17 protein-coding genes are annotated in these 17,784 nt (G+C 60.5%); all 17 read left to right on the top strand.

Annotation, left to right across the window (positions count from 1 at the left end; translation table 11 throughout):
* Nucleotides 1-25 precede the first annotated feature (25 nt).
* The 17 genes from leuB (at nt 26) to recX (ending at nt 17,690) form a co-directional block, all read left to right on the top strand.
* Nucleotides 26-1,081, top strand: a complete 1,056-nt coding sequence (gene leuB, locus ACYPYQ_RS11145; RefSeq protein ID WP_459723914.1) for a 3-isopropylmalate dehydrogenase — start codon at nt 26-28, stop codon at nt 1,079-1,081.
* Nucleotides 1,082-1,099: 18 nt separating this feature from the next.
* Complete coding sequence (gene asd / locus ACYPYQ_RS11140; protein ID WP_459723964.1) at nt 1,100-2,203, top strand: aspartate-semialdehyde dehydrogenase; 1,104 nt, start codon at nt 1,100-1,102, stop codon at nt 2,201-2,203.
* 204 nt (nt 2,204-2,407) lie between these two features.
* Nucleotides 2,408-5,212 (top strand): FimV/HubP family polar landmark protein, encoded by a 2,805-nt coding sequence (locus ACYPYQ_RS11135; protein ID WP_459723913.1) that lies wholly within the window; start codon nt 2,408-2,410, stop codon nt 5,210-5,212.
* Between the two features lie 67 nt (nt 5,213-5,279).
* On the top strand, nt 5,280-5,891 hold the full coding sequence (locus tag ACYPYQ_RS11130; RefSeq protein WP_459723912.1) for a CbiQ family ECF transporter T component: 612 nt from the start codon (nt 5,280-5,282) through the stop codon (nt 5,889-5,891).
* Nucleotides 5,888-6,670, top strand: a complete 783-nt coding sequence (truA, locus tag ACYPYQ_RS11125) for a tRNA pseudouridine(38-40) synthase TruA (RefSeq protein WP_459723911.1) — start codon at nt 5,888-5,890, stop codon at nt 6,668-6,670. Before ACYPYQ_RS11130 ends, truA begins: the two co-directional genes overlap by 4 nt.
* Before the next feature lie 7 nt (nt 6,671-6,677).
* Entirely contained in the window at nt 6,678-7,298 is a 621-nt protein-coding gene (locus ACYPYQ_RS11120) for a phosphoribosylanthranilate isomerase (protein WP_459723910.1), read from the top strand.
* A complete protein-coding gene (trpB, locus tag ACYPYQ_RS11115; protein WP_459723909.1) occupies nt 7,288-8,487 on the top strand; it encodes a tryptophan synthase subunit beta in 1,200 nt (399 codons plus the stop codon). Before ACYPYQ_RS11120 ends, trpB begins: the two co-directional genes overlap by 11 nt.
* Nucleotides 8,484-9,290, top strand: a complete 807-nt coding sequence (trpA, locus tag ACYPYQ_RS11110) for a tryptophan synthase subunit alpha (RefSeq protein WP_459723908.1) — start codon at nt 8,484-8,486, stop codon at nt 9,288-9,290. Before trpB ends, trpA begins: the two co-directional genes overlap by 4 nt.
* A gap of 3 nt (nt 9,291-9,293) precedes the next feature.
* Nucleotides 9,294-10,178, top strand: coding sequence for an acetyl-CoA carboxylase, carboxyltransferase subunit beta (gene accD, locus ACYPYQ_RS11105; protein WP_459723907.1), 885 nt, complete (start codon nt 9,294-9,296; stop codon nt 10,176-10,178).
* Nucleotides 10,179-10,232: 54 nt separating this feature from the next.
* Nucleotides 10,233-11,498 carry a bifunctional tetrahydrofolate synthase/dihydrofolate synthase gene (gene folC, locus ACYPYQ_RS11100; RefSeq protein WP_459723906.1) on the top strand — a complete coding sequence of 422 codons (1,266 nt, stop codon included), beginning with the start codon at nt 10,233-10,235 and terminating at the stop codon, nt 11,496-11,498.
* A 17-nt stretch (nt 11,499-11,515) separates the two neighbouring features.
* The gene (locus tag ACYPYQ_RS11095) at nt 11,516-12,127 is read left to right on the top strand and encodes an SPOR domain-containing protein (RefSeq protein WP_459723905.1); all 612 of its coding nucleotides are present in this window, start codon (nt 11,516-11,518) and stop codon (nt 12,125-12,127) included.
* 4 nt (nt 12,128-12,131) lie between these two features.
* Complete coding sequence (locus tag ACYPYQ_RS11090; RefSeq protein WP_459723904.1) at nt 12,132-12,611, top strand: CvpA family protein; 480 nt, start codon at nt 12,132-12,134, stop codon at nt 12,609-12,611.
* Nucleotides 12,612-12,649: 38 nt separating this feature from the next.
* Nucleotides 12,650-14,176 (top strand): amidophosphoribosyltransferase, encoded by a 1,527-nt coding sequence (purF, locus tag ACYPYQ_RS11085; protein WP_459723903.1) that lies wholly within the window; start codon nt 12,650-12,652, stop codon nt 14,174-14,176.
* Between the two features lie 160 nt (nt 14,177-14,336).
* Nucleotides 14,337-15,506 (top strand): O-succinylhomoserine sulfhydrylase, encoded by a 1,170-nt coding sequence (locus tag ACYPYQ_RS11080; protein WP_459723902.1) that lies wholly within the window; start codon nt 14,337-14,339, stop codon nt 15,504-15,506.
* The gene (gene pncC, locus ACYPYQ_RS11075) at nt 15,506-15,997 is read left to right on the top strand and encodes a nicotinamide-nucleotide amidase (protein WP_459723901.1); all 492 of its coding nucleotides are present in this window, start codon (nt 15,506-15,508) and stop codon (nt 15,995-15,997) included. The genes ACYPYQ_RS11080 and pncC overlap by 1 nt, the downstream gene beginning before the upstream one ends.
* A 76-nt stretch (nt 15,998-16,073) precedes the next feature.
* The gene (gene recA, locus ACYPYQ_RS11070; protein ID WP_459723900.1) at nt 16,074-17,093 is read left to right on the top strand and encodes a recombinase RecA; all 1,020 of its coding nucleotides are present in this window, start codon (nt 16,074-16,076) and stop codon (nt 17,091-17,093) included.
* A 147-nt stretch (nt 17,094-17,240) separates the two neighbouring features.
* Nucleotides 17,241-17,690, top strand: a complete 450-nt coding sequence (recX, locus tag ACYPYQ_RS11065) for a recombination regulator RecX (RefSeq protein WP_459723899.1) — start codon at nt 17,241-17,243, stop codon at nt 17,688-17,690.
* Nucleotides 17,691-17,784: the final 94 nt, after the last annotated feature.

The raw sequence follows: 17,784 nt of genomic DNA, 5'->3' as shown, positions 1-17,784 counted from the left end.
TTCATAGATAGAACTGGAAGAGAGTATGAAGATCGCAGTATTGCCGGGTGACGGCATCGGCCCCGAGATCGTGGCGCAAGCCGTGAAGGTTCTGAAAGCGCTGAACATCGGCTTGCAAATGGAAGAAGCACCAATCGGCGGCGCCGGTTACGAGGCTGCGGGCGATCCGTTGCCGGACGCGACGCTGGCACTGGCCAAGGCGGCCGATGCCGTGCTGCTGGGCGCGGTCGGTGACTGGAAGTACGACAAACTGGAGCGCCATCTGCGCCCCGAGCGCGGCCTGCTGCGTATCCGCAAGGAGCTGAACCTGTTTGCCAACCTGCGTCCGGCGTTGCTGTATCCCGAGCTGGCCTCCGCTTCCACGCTGAAACCGGAAGTGGTGAGCGGGCTGGACATCATGATCGTGCGCGAACTGACCGGCGACATCTATTTCGGCCAGCCGCGCGGCATCTCCACTTTGGAGAACGGCGAGCGCGAGGGCATCAACACCATGCGCTACAACGAAACCGAGATCAAACGCATCGGTCGAGTCGCGTTCGACATCGCCATGAAGCGCAACAAGAAAGTGTGTTCGGTGGACAAGGCCAATGTGCTGGAGACCACTGAATTGTGGCGCCAGGTGATGATAGAGCTGGCGAAGGAATATCCGGAAGTCGAGCTGTCGCACATGTACGTGGACAATGCCGCGATGCAACTTGTTCGTGCGCCGAAGCAGTTCGACGTGATGGTCACCGGTAACATCTTCGGCGACATCCTGTCCGACGAAGCTTCGATGCTGACCGGCTCCATCGGTATGCTGCCGTCGGCGTCGCTGGATGCCAACAACAAGGGTATGTACGAACCCAGCCACGGCTCCGCGCCCGACATCGCCGGTAAGGATGTCGCCAATCCGCTGGCGACCATCCTGTCGGCGGCGATGATGCTGCGTTACACCTTCAATGATGAAGCGAACGCGCAGCGTATCGAAGATGCGGTGAAGAAAGCCCTGGCGCAAGGCTATCGCACCGCCGACATCTGGACGGAAGGCATGAACAAGGTCGGTTGTGCGGCCATGGGCGACGCGGTGGTCGCGGCGCTGTAACGAGGATACTAAGGAAACATCATGAAAGTCGGTTTGATCGGTTGGCGCGGGATGGTCGGTTCGGTGCTCATGCAGCGCATGCGCGAGGAGAAGGATTTCAACCTGATCGAGGCGGTGTTCTTCACCACCTCCAACGTCGGTGGTGCGGCGCCAGCCGAAGGCAAGGGTGTGCCGCTGAAGGATGCGATGGACATCAATGAGCTGAAGGCGATGGATGCCATCATCTCCTGCCAGGGCGGCAACTACACCACCGAGATATTCCCCAAGTTGCGAGCCGCCGGCTGGAACGGCTACTGGATCGATGCGGCGTCCACGCTGCGCATGGAAAAGGACGCGGTCATCATCCTTGATCCGGTCAACCTCGACCTCATCAAGAAATCGCTGGCGAATGGCGGCAAGAACTTCATCGGCGGCAACTGCACCAACAGTATCCTGCTGATGGGGCTGGGCGGTCTGTTCCATGCAGGATTGGTGGAGTGGGTATCGTCCATGACCTATCAGGCGGCTTCCGGTGCCGGTGCGCAGAACATGCGCGAATTGCTGACTCAAATGGGGGTCGCACACGCTTCAGTAGCCAGCTTGCTGGCAGATCCTAAATCTCCCATCCTGGAAATCGATCGTGTGCTGACTGAGGCGATGCGCTCGGGGGAGATGCCGGTCGAGCACTTCGGCGCGCCGCTGGCCGGCAGTCTGATCCCGTGGATCGACAAGCAGCTCGATAACGGTCAGTCCAAGGAGGAATGGAAAGGCAAGGCCGAAGTGAACAAGATACTGGGGACGGAGGCTGTCATTCCCGTTGACGGTCTGTGCGTGCGTATCGGTGCGATGCGATGCCACAGTCTGGCTTTGACGCTCAAGTTGAATAAGGATGTATCGCTGAGCGAGATCGAAGCCTTGATCAAAGGTGGCAACCCCTGGGTCAAGTTCGTTCCTAACCAGCGCGAACTTTCTGTGCGCGAACTGACACCGACTGCTGTTACGGGGAAACTGGACATTGCAGTGGGTCGCGTGCGCAAGATGGAGCTGGGTCCCGAATACGTGAGTGCATTTGTTTGCGGCGACCAGTTGCTGTGGGGAGCCGCCGAGCCGCTGCGACGTATGTTGCGAATCTTGCTGGACTGAGGGCAAAAATCCGGTTGATTACCGCCGGTTAGTCGCTGAATCTAGAGGGCAGGTGAGCTTGCATCACTAACCCTCTGATGTTAGTCTGAATATCGTCAGGGAAAGAATGAGGGTGGCAGTGTGCTGAAAACGATTATAAAAACGTCCGGTTATCTTGCCTGCTTGCTGGTGTCCGGTATCGCTAGCGCTACGGGCCTGGGGGGTATGGCGGTCAGTTCCAATCTTGGGCAGCCGCTGAAAGCCGAGATCGAACTGGTGGCAGTGGACAAGGCGGACCGGAACAGCATCGTCGCAAAACTTGCGTCGGTAGAAGCTTTCAAGGCCGCCGGCATCGATTACCCCTATGCATTGCCCAAGCTCAAGTTCGCTATCGCCAATCGCGACAGTGCGCAGCCCCGCGTGATCATCACTTCCACCCAACCGGTGAACGAGCCGTTTGTGACGTTGCTGGTCGAGGTTGCCTGGCCTTCCGGCAAGCTCATGCGCGAATACACCTTCCTGCTTGACCCGGTCGGTTTCGCTGTCGAGCCGCAAGCCGAGACGATCAAACCTGTCGCCCCGGTCGTGTCGACACCTCCAGCGCTGAGCCAGCCGCTTCCTGTTCCTGAGGCGGTACCCACCCAAGAAGTCGCTCCCGCCGCACCGGAAGTCCCGGCGGAGATCGCGCCTGCAGAACCAGCTGCCGAAACGACGGATATGCAGCCCGCAGCAGAACTACCTCCTGTCCCCCAAGAGCCTGCTGCCGAAACAGTCGCTGCGCTGCCCGCCGAGCCGGCTCAGGAAGAAGCTCCGGTGGTGGTAGATGATGCCTTGAGCAAGGAAGAAGCAATCCCTGTGGCGGAAAGTGTCGACATCAAAGTGGTGCGCGGCGATTCACTGAGCAAGATCGCGCTGAAGGTCAAGCCGGCTGATGTCAGTCTGGAGCGCATGCTGGTTGCGATGTATCGCGCCAACAGTGAAGCCTTCATGGGCAAGAACATGAACCGTTTGAAAGCGGGCAAGATCATCCGTGTGCCGGATGCCGCCGAGATCGAGGCTGTTGATCAGGGCGAGGCGGTGAAGGAATATCGCGCCCAAGTGGAAGATTGGAACGCATATCGTCAGCAACTTGCTGCAGTCCGTGCCGAAGCACGGGAGCAAACTGCCCAGCAGGGATCCTCGGGTAAAGTGACCGCTGCCGTGACGGATAAGGCGGCAGGCAAAGAAGCACCGACTGAAGTACTGAGGCTATCCAAGGGTGAGGTGCCCGGTGAGGGCGGGGCCGCAGGCTCGGCCAGCAGCAAGGAAGAGGATTCGGTTGCCAAAGCCAAGGCACTGAAGGAGGCACAGGATCGTACGGCACTGCTGGAAAAGAACGTCAAGGATCTGGAGCGACTTGCCGCACTGAAGAAGCAGCAGGCCGAGGCTGCACAGAAAGCAGCGCCGGCTCCTGAAGCCGGGGCTCCGACAGCTGCTGTCGGTGCCAGTGCTCCCGTGCAGGCCCAGCCGGTAGCCAAACCGGCAGTGCCAGCTCCGGTGGAGGTTCCGCAGGTTGAAGTGTCCCTGATAGATAGCCTGCTGGAGGACCCGGTGTTATTGGGAGGCGCTGCTGGCGGCCTGGTCGCTCTGCTCGGTGCAGGTTTCTGGTTGTCGCGTCGAAGCGGCAAGGCGACCCCCAAGAAGGCGGCGGCTACAGCCGCTTCCGAGGCCGATGATATAGGCAGTTCGACCGGACGGATCGCCGAGCCGGTGATGCCGTCGCCTGATACAGGTGACTTTACCCGTCAGGCAGAGGATGCCGTCGAAGAGAGGCACTCCGACGAAGTCGATCCTATCGCCGAAGCCGATCTGTTCCTTACCTTCGGGCGCGACGTCCAGGCTGAAGAGGTATTGAAAGAAGCATTGAACACCAAGCCGGGCAATGTGCCGATCATCCTCAAACTGCTGTCGATCTATTCGACACGCAAGGATACGAACGCATTCATGACCTATGCCCGCCAGATCAAGGACAGCGACGACGAGGCTGCATGGCTGCAAGCGGCTGCGATGGGGCGCGAGCTTGAGCCGTCCAATCCGTTCTATGGCGGTGAAGGCGAAGCAAACGAGGCTGGCGCTTCGCAAGTTGAAGAGGCTGCGGAACCGGCGGTCGACTTCGATCTTGGTTTCGGTTCGTCGGATTCCGGCAAGGAAGAGACCGGCGCACTGGATACCTTGATGATGGACACCTTCTCGACGGCAAAGACCAAGGAGACCGCCCAGGCCGAAGACTTCCTGGGTACTGTGGTGATGCAGCCAGGGGCTACATCCAGTGAATCGACGACCATCCTGTCCGCACAGGAATTGCAGGCGGCAAGCGAAGCGCCGATGGATTTCGATATCACCGGTGCGCATGTGGACAGTGAGATTGCAGCGGAGGCGGTGGGTGGCGCCAATACGGGTGCTGCCGCTTCCGATGATCTTATCTTTGACGTCACCTCCACTCATCCAGGGGTTCCCAGTCAAGTGGCTGAGAAATCAGGCCCGACAAGCAGAGCCGAAGAGACGAACGATCTGATGTTCGACGTAACCTCCACGCATTCAGGCTTCCAGACGCCCGTTTCATCGGAAGCGAGCGCCGAGTCGGCTGCACCTGCGGGGCTGGATGATCTGATGTTCGATATCACTTCTGCGCAGCCGGAAGAAGCCGTAGCTGCAAAACCCGAGCTGGCCGCAGTCGATGATGGTCTGGCATTCACACTGGATATCCCGGCAGACTCAAGCTCAGCGGAAGAGAAACCTTCTGCACCGATGGACATCGGTTTGGGGGACATCAGCCTGAACCTGGATGGTCTGGGGGGAGCCGATACCACCAGTCCGGCGGCTGAGGTCAAGGATGAGCGTTGGCAGGAAGTCGCAACCAAGCTCGATCTTGCCAAGGCATACCAGGAGATGGGTGATGGAGCCGGTGCGAAGGAGATCCTCGAAGAAGTGCTGCGTGACGGTGATGCGCAACAACGCGCGAATGCGCAAAGCATCCTCGACCAGCTCTGAGCTATTCGCATGAAAGCGACGGCAGCCGTCCCGGCTGCCGTTTTTATTTGAACGAATGGATAGGCAGATGCCCCATCCCGCCATACAGATTTTGATCTGGATATCCTTGTCCATCTCGGCACAAGCGCTGTCTGCACCTGGCTTGTTGGCGCTGACGGTTGCCCTGTTCATCGCGGCAGCGAAGCTCGATTCGCGCCAACTGTTCAGCTTGATCCGGCGCACCCGCTGGATATTGCTCTCCCTGTTGATCGTCTATGCCTATTCGACTCCGGGCGTCGCGCTGGTGGCCGAACTGGGACGATTTTCGCCGACGCTGGAAGGTCTGTGGGATGGGTTGATGCAACTGGGCCGCTTGCTTTCCATGTTGTCCGGTTTGGCGATCCTGCTGTCGCTACTGAACCAGGCGCAGTTCATCTGCGGTATCCATGCGCTGGCTTATCCGCTGAACTGGTTCGGAGGGACGCGCGAACGGCTTGCCGTTCGGCTGGCGTTGACCCTGCAGTATGCCGAGCCGGCTATGCGCGATACTGCGGCAGACTGGAGACGGTCCATCCATGACGCGCTGCAGACACCTTCATTGTCCGGGCAATACGTGATGCTGGAGCAGAGCGCGCTAAAGGTAATAGACGTGCTCAGCCTGTTGCTGTGCGCGGCACTAATTTACGGGGTCTGGGCATGAGGGTCGCACTTGGGTTGGAATATGACGGTAGCCGTTACCACGGCTGGCAGATCCAGACGGACATGGCGAACGTGCAGGATGCGCTGCAGGATGCCTTGTCGGTCATCGCCTGCGAGCGGATAAGCGTCATCGCGGCAGGGCGCACGGATACCGGCGTGCATGCGCTGGAGCAAGTGGTGCATTTCGATACGTCGACGGTCCGCCAGCTCACTGCCTGGGTGCGCGGCTGCAATGCACTGCTGCCGGCGGGTATCGCCGTTTTGTGGGCGCACGAGGTGGGCGATGAGTTCCACGCGCGTTTCTCGGCGTACTCGCGCAGTTATCAATATGTATTGTTCAATCGGCCCACGCGGCTGGCCATACATGCGGGCAAGGCTGGTTGGTTCCATGCACCGCTGGACGTGGCTGCGATGCAGGCGGCGGCGCATCATCTGCTGGGCGAGCATGATTTCAGCGCATTCCGTGCTTCGCAATGCCAGGCCAAGTCCCCGGTCAAGACGCTGGCCAAACTGGATATCCGGCAACAGGGCGAGACGATCATCTTTGACCTGACCGCGAACGCCTTCCTGCATCACATGGTGCGAAACATCGTCGGTTGCCTGGTGTATGTCGGCAAAGGCAAATACCCGCCTGCATGGATGAAACAGGTCCTTGAATCCCGCGAACGCAAGCTGGCAGCCCCGACATTCATGCCGGACGGGCTCTATCTGCGTCACATCGGCTATGACGCAAAGTGGGGGCTGCCGCAAGGTACAATGTCGACCTCGGAAAACGACTGACATCCCGATGACCCGGATCAAGATATGCGGCATCACCCGCGAACAGGACCTGCTGGCTGCGGTAGCGGCTGGAGCGGATGCGCTCGGGTTCGTGTTCTATGACAAGAGTCCGCGCAATATCTCTGAACAGCGTGCGGCAGAACTGATGCGTGCCGTGCCACCTTTCGTGACCAGCGTCGGCCTGTTCGTGGACCCGACGGCCGAGATGGTGCGCGAAGTGCTGGCTCAGGTTCCGCTCGATGTGTTGCAGTTCCATGGCGACGAATCGCCGCAATTCTGCGCACAGTTCGGGCGCCCTTATTTGAAGGCGATACGCGTCAGGCCGGGGGTGGATTTGGTAGAATGCGCGGCCCGTTACGCGGCTGCCCGGGGATTGTTGCTGGACGCCTATGTGCAAGGCGTGCAGGGCGGTACCGGCAAGTCGTTCGACTGGGGGCTGATCCCGCGCGACTTGTCGTTGCCGGTGATCCTGTCCGGCGGGCTGCATGCCGGAAATGTGGCCGAGGCAGTGCGCACGGTGAGGCCGTATGCGGTCGATGTATCCAGCGGCGTCGAGGCGGAAAAAGGCATAAAGGATGCGGCGAAGGTCGCGGCATTCATCAAAGAGGTCAAGAGCGTTGAGTTATAACTATCCAGATTTGAGCGGCCACTTCGGCCAGTTCGGCGGCATCTACATGGCGGAAACGCTGATCCCGGCAGTCGAGGAATTGCGCCAGCAATACCTGCGCTTCCGCGACGATCCCGCATTCAAGGCCGAGTTCGCATACGAACTCAAGCACTACGTAGGACGTCCCAGCCCCATCTATCATGCCAAGCGGCTTTCAGACGACCTGGGCGGCGCGCAGATCTACCTGAAACGCGAAGACCTGAACCATACCGGCGCGCACAAGATCAACAACGCTATCGGCCAGGCCTTGCTGGCCAAACGCATGGGCAAGAAACGCGTCATTGCCGAGACCGGCGCGGGCATGCACGGCGTGGCGACTGCCACCGTGGCGGCGCGCTTCGGCATGGAGTGCATCGTGTACATGGGCGCGGAAGACATCCAGCGCCAGGCGCCGAACGTGTTCCGCATGAAGTTGCTGGGCGCGACCGTGGTGCCGGTGGAGAGCGGTTCGCGCACGCTGAAAGACGCGTGCAACGAAGCGATCCGCGACTGGGTCACCAACGTCGAATCCACCTTTTATATCTTCGGCACGGCAGCGGGCCCGCACCCGTACCCGATGATGGTGCGCGATTTCCAGTGCGTGATCGGTAACGAGGCCAAAGTACAGATGCCGGAAATGATCGGCCGTCAGCCGGATGCCGTGATCGCCTGTGTGGGCGGCGGTTCCAACGCGATCGGGTTGTTCCATCCTTATATCGACGTGCCCGATGTGCAGATCATCGGTGTGGAAGCGGGCGGTCACGGTATCGCCAGCGGTCAGCATGCCGCGCCCCTTACGGCCAACAGCAAGGTCGGCGTGTTGCACGGCAACAAGGTGTACCTGATCCAGGATGAGAACGGCCAGATCATCGAGACCCATTCCATCTCCGCCGGACTGGATTATCCCGGCGTCGGCCCCGAGCATTGCCTGCTGAAAGACATCGGTCGTGCGCAGTATGTCGCGATCGATGACGATGAAGCCATCGCCGCCTTTGATGCCTTGTGCAAATTCGAAGGCATCATCCCCGCGCTCGAATCCAGCCATGCCCTGGCACATGCGATGAAGATCGCACCGACGATGAGCAAAGACAAAGTCCTGCTGGTGAACCTGTCCGGTCGCGGCGACAAGGATATGAACACCGTGGCGAAATTGAAAGGCATCACGCTATGAGCCGCATCGATACCACATTCGAAAAGCTCAAGCAGCAACAGCGCAAGGCGCTCATCCCCTTCATCACCTCCGGCGACCCGGCGCAGGCGCTCACGGTGCCGCTGATGCACGGTCTGGTGCAAGCCGGCGCGGACGTGCTCGAACTGGGCGTGCCGTTCTCCGATCCGATGGCCGACGGTCCGACCATCCAGCGCGCATCCGAGCGTGCGCTGAAGAACGGCATGTCGCTGCGTGGCGTGCTGGACATGGTGGCCGAGTTCCGCAAACAGGATACGGTCACACCGGTGGTGCTGATGGGTTACGGTAATCCCATCGAGGCCATGGGCTGGGAAACGTTCGCCAAACGTTGCGCCGAGGTCGGCGTGGACGGCGCCCTGACCGTGGACTTTCCGCCGGAAGAGAGCCACGAGGCGTTCGAGCATCTGCAGGCGCATGGCATCGCCCCCATCTTCCTGCTGGCTCCGACCACCACGGAAGCGCGCATAGCGCAGGTCGCAAAATTGGCGCGCGGCTATGTCTATTACGTATCGCTGAAAGGCGTGACCGGCGCAGGCAATCTGGATCTGTCGGCTATCGAGCAGAAGATGCCGCTGCTGCGCAAGTACATCAAGTTGCCCATAGGCGTCGGTTTCGGCATCCGTGATGCGGCCACGGCCAGGGCGGTAGCGAAACAGTGCGACGGTGTGGTGGTGGGGAGCCGCATCGTGCAGGAGATCGAGAATTCGAATGAACAGAATGTGGTCGCCAACGTCGGACGTTTGGTGCAAGAATTGCGCGTAGCGATAGATAACGAGAAGGAGTAAATCATGGGATGGTTCCAAAAGCTGCTGCCGCCGAAGATCAAACGTCGTGAAGGCGAGGATGCCAAGAAGAACGTGCCGGAAGGATTGTGGTTCAAGTGCCCGGAATGTCAGGCCGTGCTGTATCACGCCGATCTGGAGAAGAACCATAGCGTCTGCCCGAAATGCAACCACCATCACCGCATCTCTGCCCGTACGCGCCTGGATTGGCTGCTGGACAGCGAAGGCCGCTTCGAGATCGGCTCCGAGGTGTTGTCGGTCGATACCCTGAAGTTCAAGGACCAGAAGAAATACAGCGACCGACTGGTCGAGGCCAAGAAGAAGACCGACGAGGACGATGCGCTGGTCGTGCTGCAAGGCAGCATCCATGCCTTGCCGGTAGTGGCGGCCTCGTTCGAGTTCAATTTCATGGGCGGCTCGATGGGTTCTGTCGTCGGCGAGCGGTTCGTGCGCGGTGTGCAAGTCGCGCTGGAGCAACAATGCCCCTTCATCTGTTTCTCCGCCAGCGGCGGTGCGCGCATGCAGGAAGGTCTGCTGTCGCTGATGCAGATGGCCAAGACCAGCGCCGCGCTCACGCAATTGAGCGAAGCAAAACTGCCGTTCATCTCCGTGCTGACCGACCCGACCATGGGCGGCGTCTCGGCCAGTTTCGCTTTCCTGGGGGACGTGGTCATCGCCGAACCCGGCGCACTGATCGGCTTCGCCGGTGCGCGCGTGATCCAGCAGACCGTGCGCGAGACCCTGCCTGAGGGCTTCCAGCGTGCGGAGTTCCTGCTCGAACATGGCGCCATCGACATGATCGTCGACCGTCGCCAGATGCGCGACCAACTGGCGACGCTGATCACCCTGCTGACCAAGCAGGATGCCGTGGCGAAGCTGGAGGCGGCGTAATCCTCAGTATCAACGGCCGACATTCCTGTCGGCCGTTCTATCTCCAGTAATGAAATGCCAAAATCCCTGGCCGATTGGCTATCCCATCTCGAATCCCTTCATCCAAAAACCATCGCGCTCGGTCTGCAGCGTGTAACGCAAGTCAAACAACGGCTCGATCTAGAACAGGAATTCCCGGTCATCATCATTGGTGGTACCAACGGCAAAGGCTCGGTGTGCGCGATGCTCGAATCCATCCTGCATGCGGCGGGTTATCGAGTCGGCTGTTATACCTCGCCGCACCTGTTGCGCTACAACGAGCGTGTGCGCATCGCCAAACAACAGGCGAGCGATGCGGAGCTGTGCGCGTCGTTCGAAGCGATCGAGCAGGCGCGCGGCGATATCCCGCTCACCTATTTCGAGTTCGGCACGCTGGCCGCGATGCAATGTTTCATCGCGCACCAGGTGGATGTCGCCATCCTTGAAGTGGGGCTGGGCGGCAGGCTGGATGCGGTGAATGTGTTCGATGCCGATGTGGCGGTGGTGACCAGTGTGGATATCGACCACACCGATTATCTGGGCGATACGCGCGAGCAGATCGCCTTCGAGAAAGCGGGTATCTTCCGCGAGGGCAGGGTGGCGATCTGCGCAGACAGTGACGTGCCGCCGGTCTTGCGGGCACATGCGCGGCAGATCGGGGCAGAATTGTGGTGCATAGGTGAGGATCTCGGGTTCCGCGCGCATCAAGGCCAATGGGACTATCTGGGCAAGTCCGGCAGCCGCAATGCTTTGCCTTATCCGGCCCTGCGCGGTGCGTTCCAGCTGCAGAATGCCAGTGCGGTGCTGGCGACATTGGAGGGGCTGAAAGCGCGCATGCCGGTGAATATGGAGGCGGTAAGGCGCGGTCTGACCGAAGTCATGCTGGCGGGACGCTTCCAGTTCCTGCCGGGCAGGCCGCAATGGATACTGGACGTGGCGCACAATCCGCACGCCGCCCGATCGCTGGCCAGGAATCTGGCTGATCTGCCACCCGCGAGGACGTTCGCAGTGCTTGCCATGCTCAAGGACAAGGACATGGCTGGTGTGGTGCGTGCACTGGATGCTCAGGTCGATGTGTGGCTGGTCGCCGGTATCGATGCGCCGCGCGGTGCCACTTCCTTTGAACTGCTGCAGGTGATGCATGGATTGCCGCTGCGCGGGGAGGCGATAGACTGCGGTTCCATCGAAAATGCGCTGAACGAGGCCAGCAACCGTGCGGGTGAAAATGATAGAATCGCGGCCCTCGGTTCCTTCTACACAGTGGCGGAAGTGATGCAGCTGCGCAAGGTGCGCGTTAACTGAGTTTTCCGGTATTCACCATGGCCAAACAGATCAATACGGACGAAGAATTCAAGTTGAAGCGTCAGGCGCGCCATCGCCTGATCGGCGCGGTGGCGCTGATGCTGGGGATCGTCATCTTCCTGCCCATGGTGTTCGACAGCGAGCCGGGCGCGAACATGGGCACGATCGAGTTGCGCATCCCGGACAAGGCCGAAGTGCCTGAATTCCGCCCCGAGGCGAAGCTCGATCTGCCAGCCGAGTCGGCAGCCAGTGCCATTCCCGCTGTGCCTCCGGCACCGAGTGAAGCGTCTGTCACCGTCAAGCCCGATCCGGTTATCGAGCCCAAAGCGCCCGTGCCGACCGCATCCAAGACGGCACAGCCGGTGCCGGCCGCAAACAAGACGGCGTTACCGAAGCAACCCGTTCCGCCGTCGGGATGGATGTTGCAGGTCGGTGCCTATTCTCGCGAAGACGCCGGACGGCAAATGCTCGAGAATCTGAGGAAGCGCGGCTTCCCCGCCTACACCGAGAAGGTCGCCGGTATGCTGCGTGTGCGCGTGGGGGGCTATCCCTCCCGCGAAGCTGCGGAGAAGGTGAAACTCAAGCTGGAAGCCATCGGTCTGAAGCCCAACGTGATCAATCCGGAATAAGTGCATGCCGTTCTTTGATATTGCCGTTCTGGTGGTCATTGCGTTATCGGCGTTGCTTGGATGGTGGCGCGGTTTCATGTATGAGTTGTTCTCGTTGCTGGGATGGGCCGCGGCATATATCGCGGCGAGTACGCTGTCTGATCAGGCCTTGCCGTTTATCCCCGAGGCGATCGCGGCGGAGGCTGTCCGTTCGGCGTTGGCCTTTGCGCTGGTGTTCGTGGTGACGCTGATCGTGGCTGCCGTGTTCGCATGGTTGCTGTCCAAACTGACCAAGATCGCCGGGCTCGGCGGAGTGGACGGGAAGTTCGGCATCATGTTCGGTGTGCTGCGCGGACTGCTGGTGGTCCTTGCGCTGGTATGGATAGGCGGTCTGACCAGTCTACCGGAGAAACGCTGGTGGAAGGATGCATGGACCAGCAAGCCGCTGCATCAGGCCGCGCTGTATGCACGCGACTATTTGCCGACGCAGACAGCGCAACGCTGAAAACGAACGATTAAATTCACAGGAAACGGGAAACGATTATGTGCGGGATACTGGGAGTGGTGGCCAATACGCCGGTGAACCAGGTGCTGTATGACGGTTTGCAGGTGTTGCAGCACAGGGGGCAGGATGCGGCGGGCATCGCCACGCTGGAGGACAGGACCTTCCACCTGCACAAAGGAAACGGTCTGGTGCGCGACGTGTTCCGCACACGCAACATGCGCGCGCTCAAGGGCAACTCCGGCATCGCCCATGTGCGTTATCCGACCGCCGGTTCTTCGGTCGACCACAACGAGGCGCAACCGTTCTACGTCAACTCGCCGTTCGGTATCGTGCTGGCCCACAACGGCAACCTGACCAACACCGACGAGCTACGCAGCGCCATGTACAAACAGGATCTGCGCCATATCAACACCGGTTCCGATTCCGAGGTGCTGCTCAATGTGCTGGCGCACGAACTGCAGGCCAATGCCACCGGCTTCAAACTCGATCCGCAGAAGATATTCGCCGCCGTATCCGGCGTGCACCGCCGCTGCAAGGGAGCCTATGCCGTGGTGGCGATGATCGCAGGTTACGGCCTGCTGTCTTTCCGCGATCCCAACGGTATCCGTCCGCTGGTGGTGGGCAGCAACCAGCATGCTGACGGCATCGAATACCTGATCGCTTCAGAGAGCGTGGCACTGGATACGCTGGGATTCACTTTCCTGCGCGACATCGCGCCGGGTGAGGCGGTGTTCATCGACCTCGAAGCAAATTTCTACAGCCAGCAGTGCGCGGAACATCCGAAACTGAATCCCTGCATCTTCGAGTATGTATATTTCGCCCGCCCGGATTCGGTGATGGACGGCATCTCGGTGTATGCCACGCGCCTGTTCATGGGAGAGTTCCTCGCTGACAAGATCAAGAAGGAGTGGCCAGAACATGACATCGATGTGGTCATTCCCATCCCCGATTCCAGCCGGCCCAGCGCGCTGCAATTGGCGAACCATCTCGGTATCCCTTTCCGCGAGGGCTTCGTCAAGAACCGCTACATCGGTCGCACCTTCATCATGCCGGGGCAGGCTATGCGCAAGAAGTCCGTGCGCCAGAAACTGAACGCTATCAGCATCGAGTTCAAGGACAAGAACGTGCTGCTGGTGGACGACTCCATCGTGCGCGGCACCACCAGCCGCGAGATCGTGCAGATGGCGCGCGATGCCGGGGCACGCAAGGTGTATTTCGCCTCGGCCGCACCGCCGGTCAAGTTTCCCAACGTGTACGGCATCGACATGCCCAGCCGCAAGGAGCTGATCGCCACCGGCCGCAGTGACGAGGAGATATGCCGAGAGATCAGTGCCGACCGTTTGTTCTATCAGGACATCTCCGATCTGAAGGCGGCGGTGTCCAAAGCCAACCCGACGCTGGGAGGTTTCGACTGTTCCTGTTTCGACGGCCAGTACATCACCGGTGACATCACTCCGGAATATCTTGACGCGATCGAGGCGGCGCGCGGTGCCGGCAAGGCGAACAAGACGCCTGACGATGACCAGATGGAACTGGATCTGGCGATGTCCGCTTCCTCCATGTGATTTGACGGATCAAGGCGGAGGGTGCTACTTTCCGCCTGCGCCGATTTGAGGAACAGCTTGCGGGCGCGATATAAATTCAGCTAAAGCGGGAGAACCCGGTTTAGCGTCAAGCTTTCCGGGTTTTTTGTTGCGCGAGCCTTGAGCCGCGAGGGAGGTGATGATGTCTGATAACGAATACCAGCTGGAGACGCTGGCCGTCAGGGCGGGGCGGGTACAAACGCCTTTCATGGAACATGGCGAGGCGATGTTCCTGACCTCCAGTTTCACGTTCGACAACGCGGCACAGGCCGCCCGGCGCTTCATCGGCGATGAGCCGGGCAACATCTACGCGCGCTTCACCAATCCCACGACCAGCATGTTCGAGGAAAGATTGGCAGCACTGGAAGGCGCGGAGCAATGCGTGGCTACCTCGTCCGGCATGTCGGCCATCCTCGCCTGCGTGATGGGGCTGCTGAAAGCGGGCGACCATATCGTCGCCTCGCGCAGCCTGTTCGGCTCGACCATCAACCTGTTCAACAACTACTTCAAGAAGTTCGGCGTGGAGATGACGTACGTCTCGGCAACGGATGTGGCCGAATGGCAGGCAGCGGTGCGTCCGAACACCAAGCTGTTCTTCCTGGAGACACCATCCAATCCGCTCACCGAGATCTCCGACATCGCGGCCATCTCGGCGGTGGCCAAGGGATGCGGTGCGTTGCTGGCCGTGGACAATTGTTTCTGCACACCCATCCTGCAGCGCCCGCTGGAGCTGGGGGCGGACATCGTCATCCATTCCGCCACCAAGTACATAGATGGACAGGGGCGCGTGCTGGGCGGCGCAGTGCTGGGCAGCAAGAAACTGATGGAGCCGGTGTACGGTTTCCTGCGCACCGCCGGGCCTACCATGAGCGCGTTCAACGCCTGGGTGTTCCTCAAGGGTCTTGAGACACTCAAGCTGCGCATGGACGCGCACAGCGCCAATGCCCTGCAACTGGCGCAATGGCTGGAACAACAGCCCAACGTGGCGCGCGTGCTCTATCCCGGCTTGCCGTCGCATCCGCAGCATGCGCTGGCGATGAAGCAGCAGAAGACCGGCGGCGGCATTGTCGCGTTCGAAGTGAAGGGGGGCAGGGAAGCGGCATGGAAGGTGATCGACAACACGAAACTGTTGTCCATCACCGCCAACCTGGGTGACACCAAGACCACCATCACCCATCCGGCCACCACCACCCATGCCCGCATCACACCCGAAGCACGCGCGGCGGCCGGCATCACCGATGGCTTGATCCGCATCGCGGTCGGGCTGGAGGCGGTGGTCGACATCCAGAACGACCTCGCACGAGGACTGTGATGGATACGCTGGCGGCAAAGGTTGGGGCTGCGCTCAAGTCGCACGGCATGATGCTGGCGACCGCGGAGTCCTGTACCGGCGGCGGCATCGCACAGGCAGTCACAAGCGTCTCCGGCAGTTCGGCCTGGTTCGAGCGCGGTTTCGTCACCTATTCCAACCTGTCCAAGCAGCAGATGCTGGGTGTGCAGGAAGCCACGTTGATCGCCTATGGTGCGGTGTCGGAAGCCGTCGTGCGCGAGATGGCGGAAGGGGCTTTGCGGTACAGTACGGCGCAAGTCGCACTGGCAGTGAGCGGCATCGCCGGTCCTGACGGTGGTACGCCGGACAAGCCGGTCGGCACGGTCTGGTTCGCCTGGGCGCTCGCAAAGGGGGCTGCCAAGGTGGCGCGCCATCAGTTCTCCGGCAATCGGGACGAGGTGCGCGCACAGGCGGAGCGCGTGGCCTTGCAGGGCGTACTTGACCGGCTGGCCCAAAATACTCTTGCCGCATAAAAAAGAACGAACGTTCTGTACAAGTCCAAAACCTTGTGCAACAATCCGCTCCGAAATTTTCCCAAGGAGATCGAACATGGACGACAACAAAAGCAAGGCTCTTGCTGCGGCACTGAGCCAGATCGAGAAGCAATTCGGCAAGGGTTCCATCATGCGCCTGGGCGAGGGCGAGGTGATCAAGGACATCGAAGTGGTGTCCACCGGTTCACTGGGATTGGATATCGCCCTAGGCGTCGGCGGCCTGCCGCGCGGCCGCGTGGTCGAGATCTACGGCCCGGAATCGTCCGGCAAGACCACCCTTACCCTGCAGGTCATCGCCGAGATGCAGAAGCTGGGCGGAACCGCTGCCTTCATCGATGCGGAGCACGCACTCGATCCGCAGTACGCGCAAAAGCTGGGCGTGCGAGTGGAAGACCTGCTGATCTCGCAACCTGATAACGGTGAGCAAGCGCTGGAGATCGCCGATATGCTGGTACGTTCCGGCTCGGTCGATGTGGTGGTCGTCGACTCGGTCGCAGCCCTCACGCCGCGCGCCGAGATCGAGGGCGAGATGGGCGATGCGCAGATGGGTCTGCATGCCCGCCTGATGTCGCAGGCGCTGCGCAAACTCACCGCCAACATCAAACGTTCCAACACGCTGGTCATCTTCATCAACCAGATCCGCATGAAGATAGGCGTGATGTTCGGCAACCCCGAGACCACCACCGGCGGCAACGCACTCAAGTTCTACGCCTCCGTGCGCCTGGATATCCGCCGCACCGGCTCTATCAAAAAGGGGGATGAGGTCATCGGCAACGAGACCCGCGTCAAGGTGGTGAAGAACAAGGTCGCCCCGCCGTTCAAGGAAGCGCACTTCGATATCCTGTACGGGGAAGGCATCTCGCGCGAAGGTGAGATCGTCGAGCTGGGCGTGCAGCAGAAGATTGTGGAGAAGTCCGGTGCCTGGTATGCCTATAACGGCGAGAAGATCGGCCAGGGCAAGGACAATGCGCGCGAGTTCCTGCGCAACAATCCCGAGATCGCTGTCGAGATTGAAAATCGCGTCCGCGAATCTCTGGGAGTCAATGCCTTGTCAACGGCTGCGAGCGAAGAGTGATGACCGGTTCAGATGCGATTTCGGCGGAGGCTCATATGCGCGGAGCGCATGTGAAAGCCGCGCCTGCGGCTGGCCGTAACCAGAATCGCGTCCGCGAAACGCTCGGCGTGGCTGCCCTGAACCCCGGTGCGGAAGCCGAAGCCTGAGTTGACGCTGCGTGTCCGCGCCATGCGCTATCTGGCGCGGCGCGAGCACAGCAGGGGGGAGTTGCGGCAAAAGCTGCAGCCGTATGTGCAGGAAGATGAAGATCTGGAAGCCGTGCTGGACGAGCTGGAAGAACGCAACTGGCTATCCGATGCGCGCGCAGCCACGCAATTGGTGGATGCAAAGCGCGGCCGATTCGGCAGCCAGCGTATCGCCCACGAATTGCGCCAGCGCGGTATCGGTGATGATCTTATCGCTGCTACACTGCCCGAGCTGAAAGCCTCCGAGCTGGAATCGGCGCGCGATGTGTGGCAGCGAAAGTTCGGTAAACCACCGCAGGATGCAGTGGAAAAGGCGCGCCAGATACGTTTTCTGCAGTCCCGAGGATTCTCTGCCGAGGTGATCCTGAAAGTCCTGAAATCGGCCGCTGGTAACCCGTCCGACGAGGACTGATAGCCGTGCCCTAACAGCTTGCCAAATGGTATGATTCGCGCCGTGATGCCGCCCATTGGGCGGCGTGTTTGTTGAACGATTGCGGCCAGCGGTG

The organism is Sideroxyarcus sp. TK5 (genome assembly GCF_054601595.1).
The sequence above is the reverse complement of the archived record's forward strand: the minus strand, read 5'-3'. Positions and strand labels throughout refer to the sequence as shown.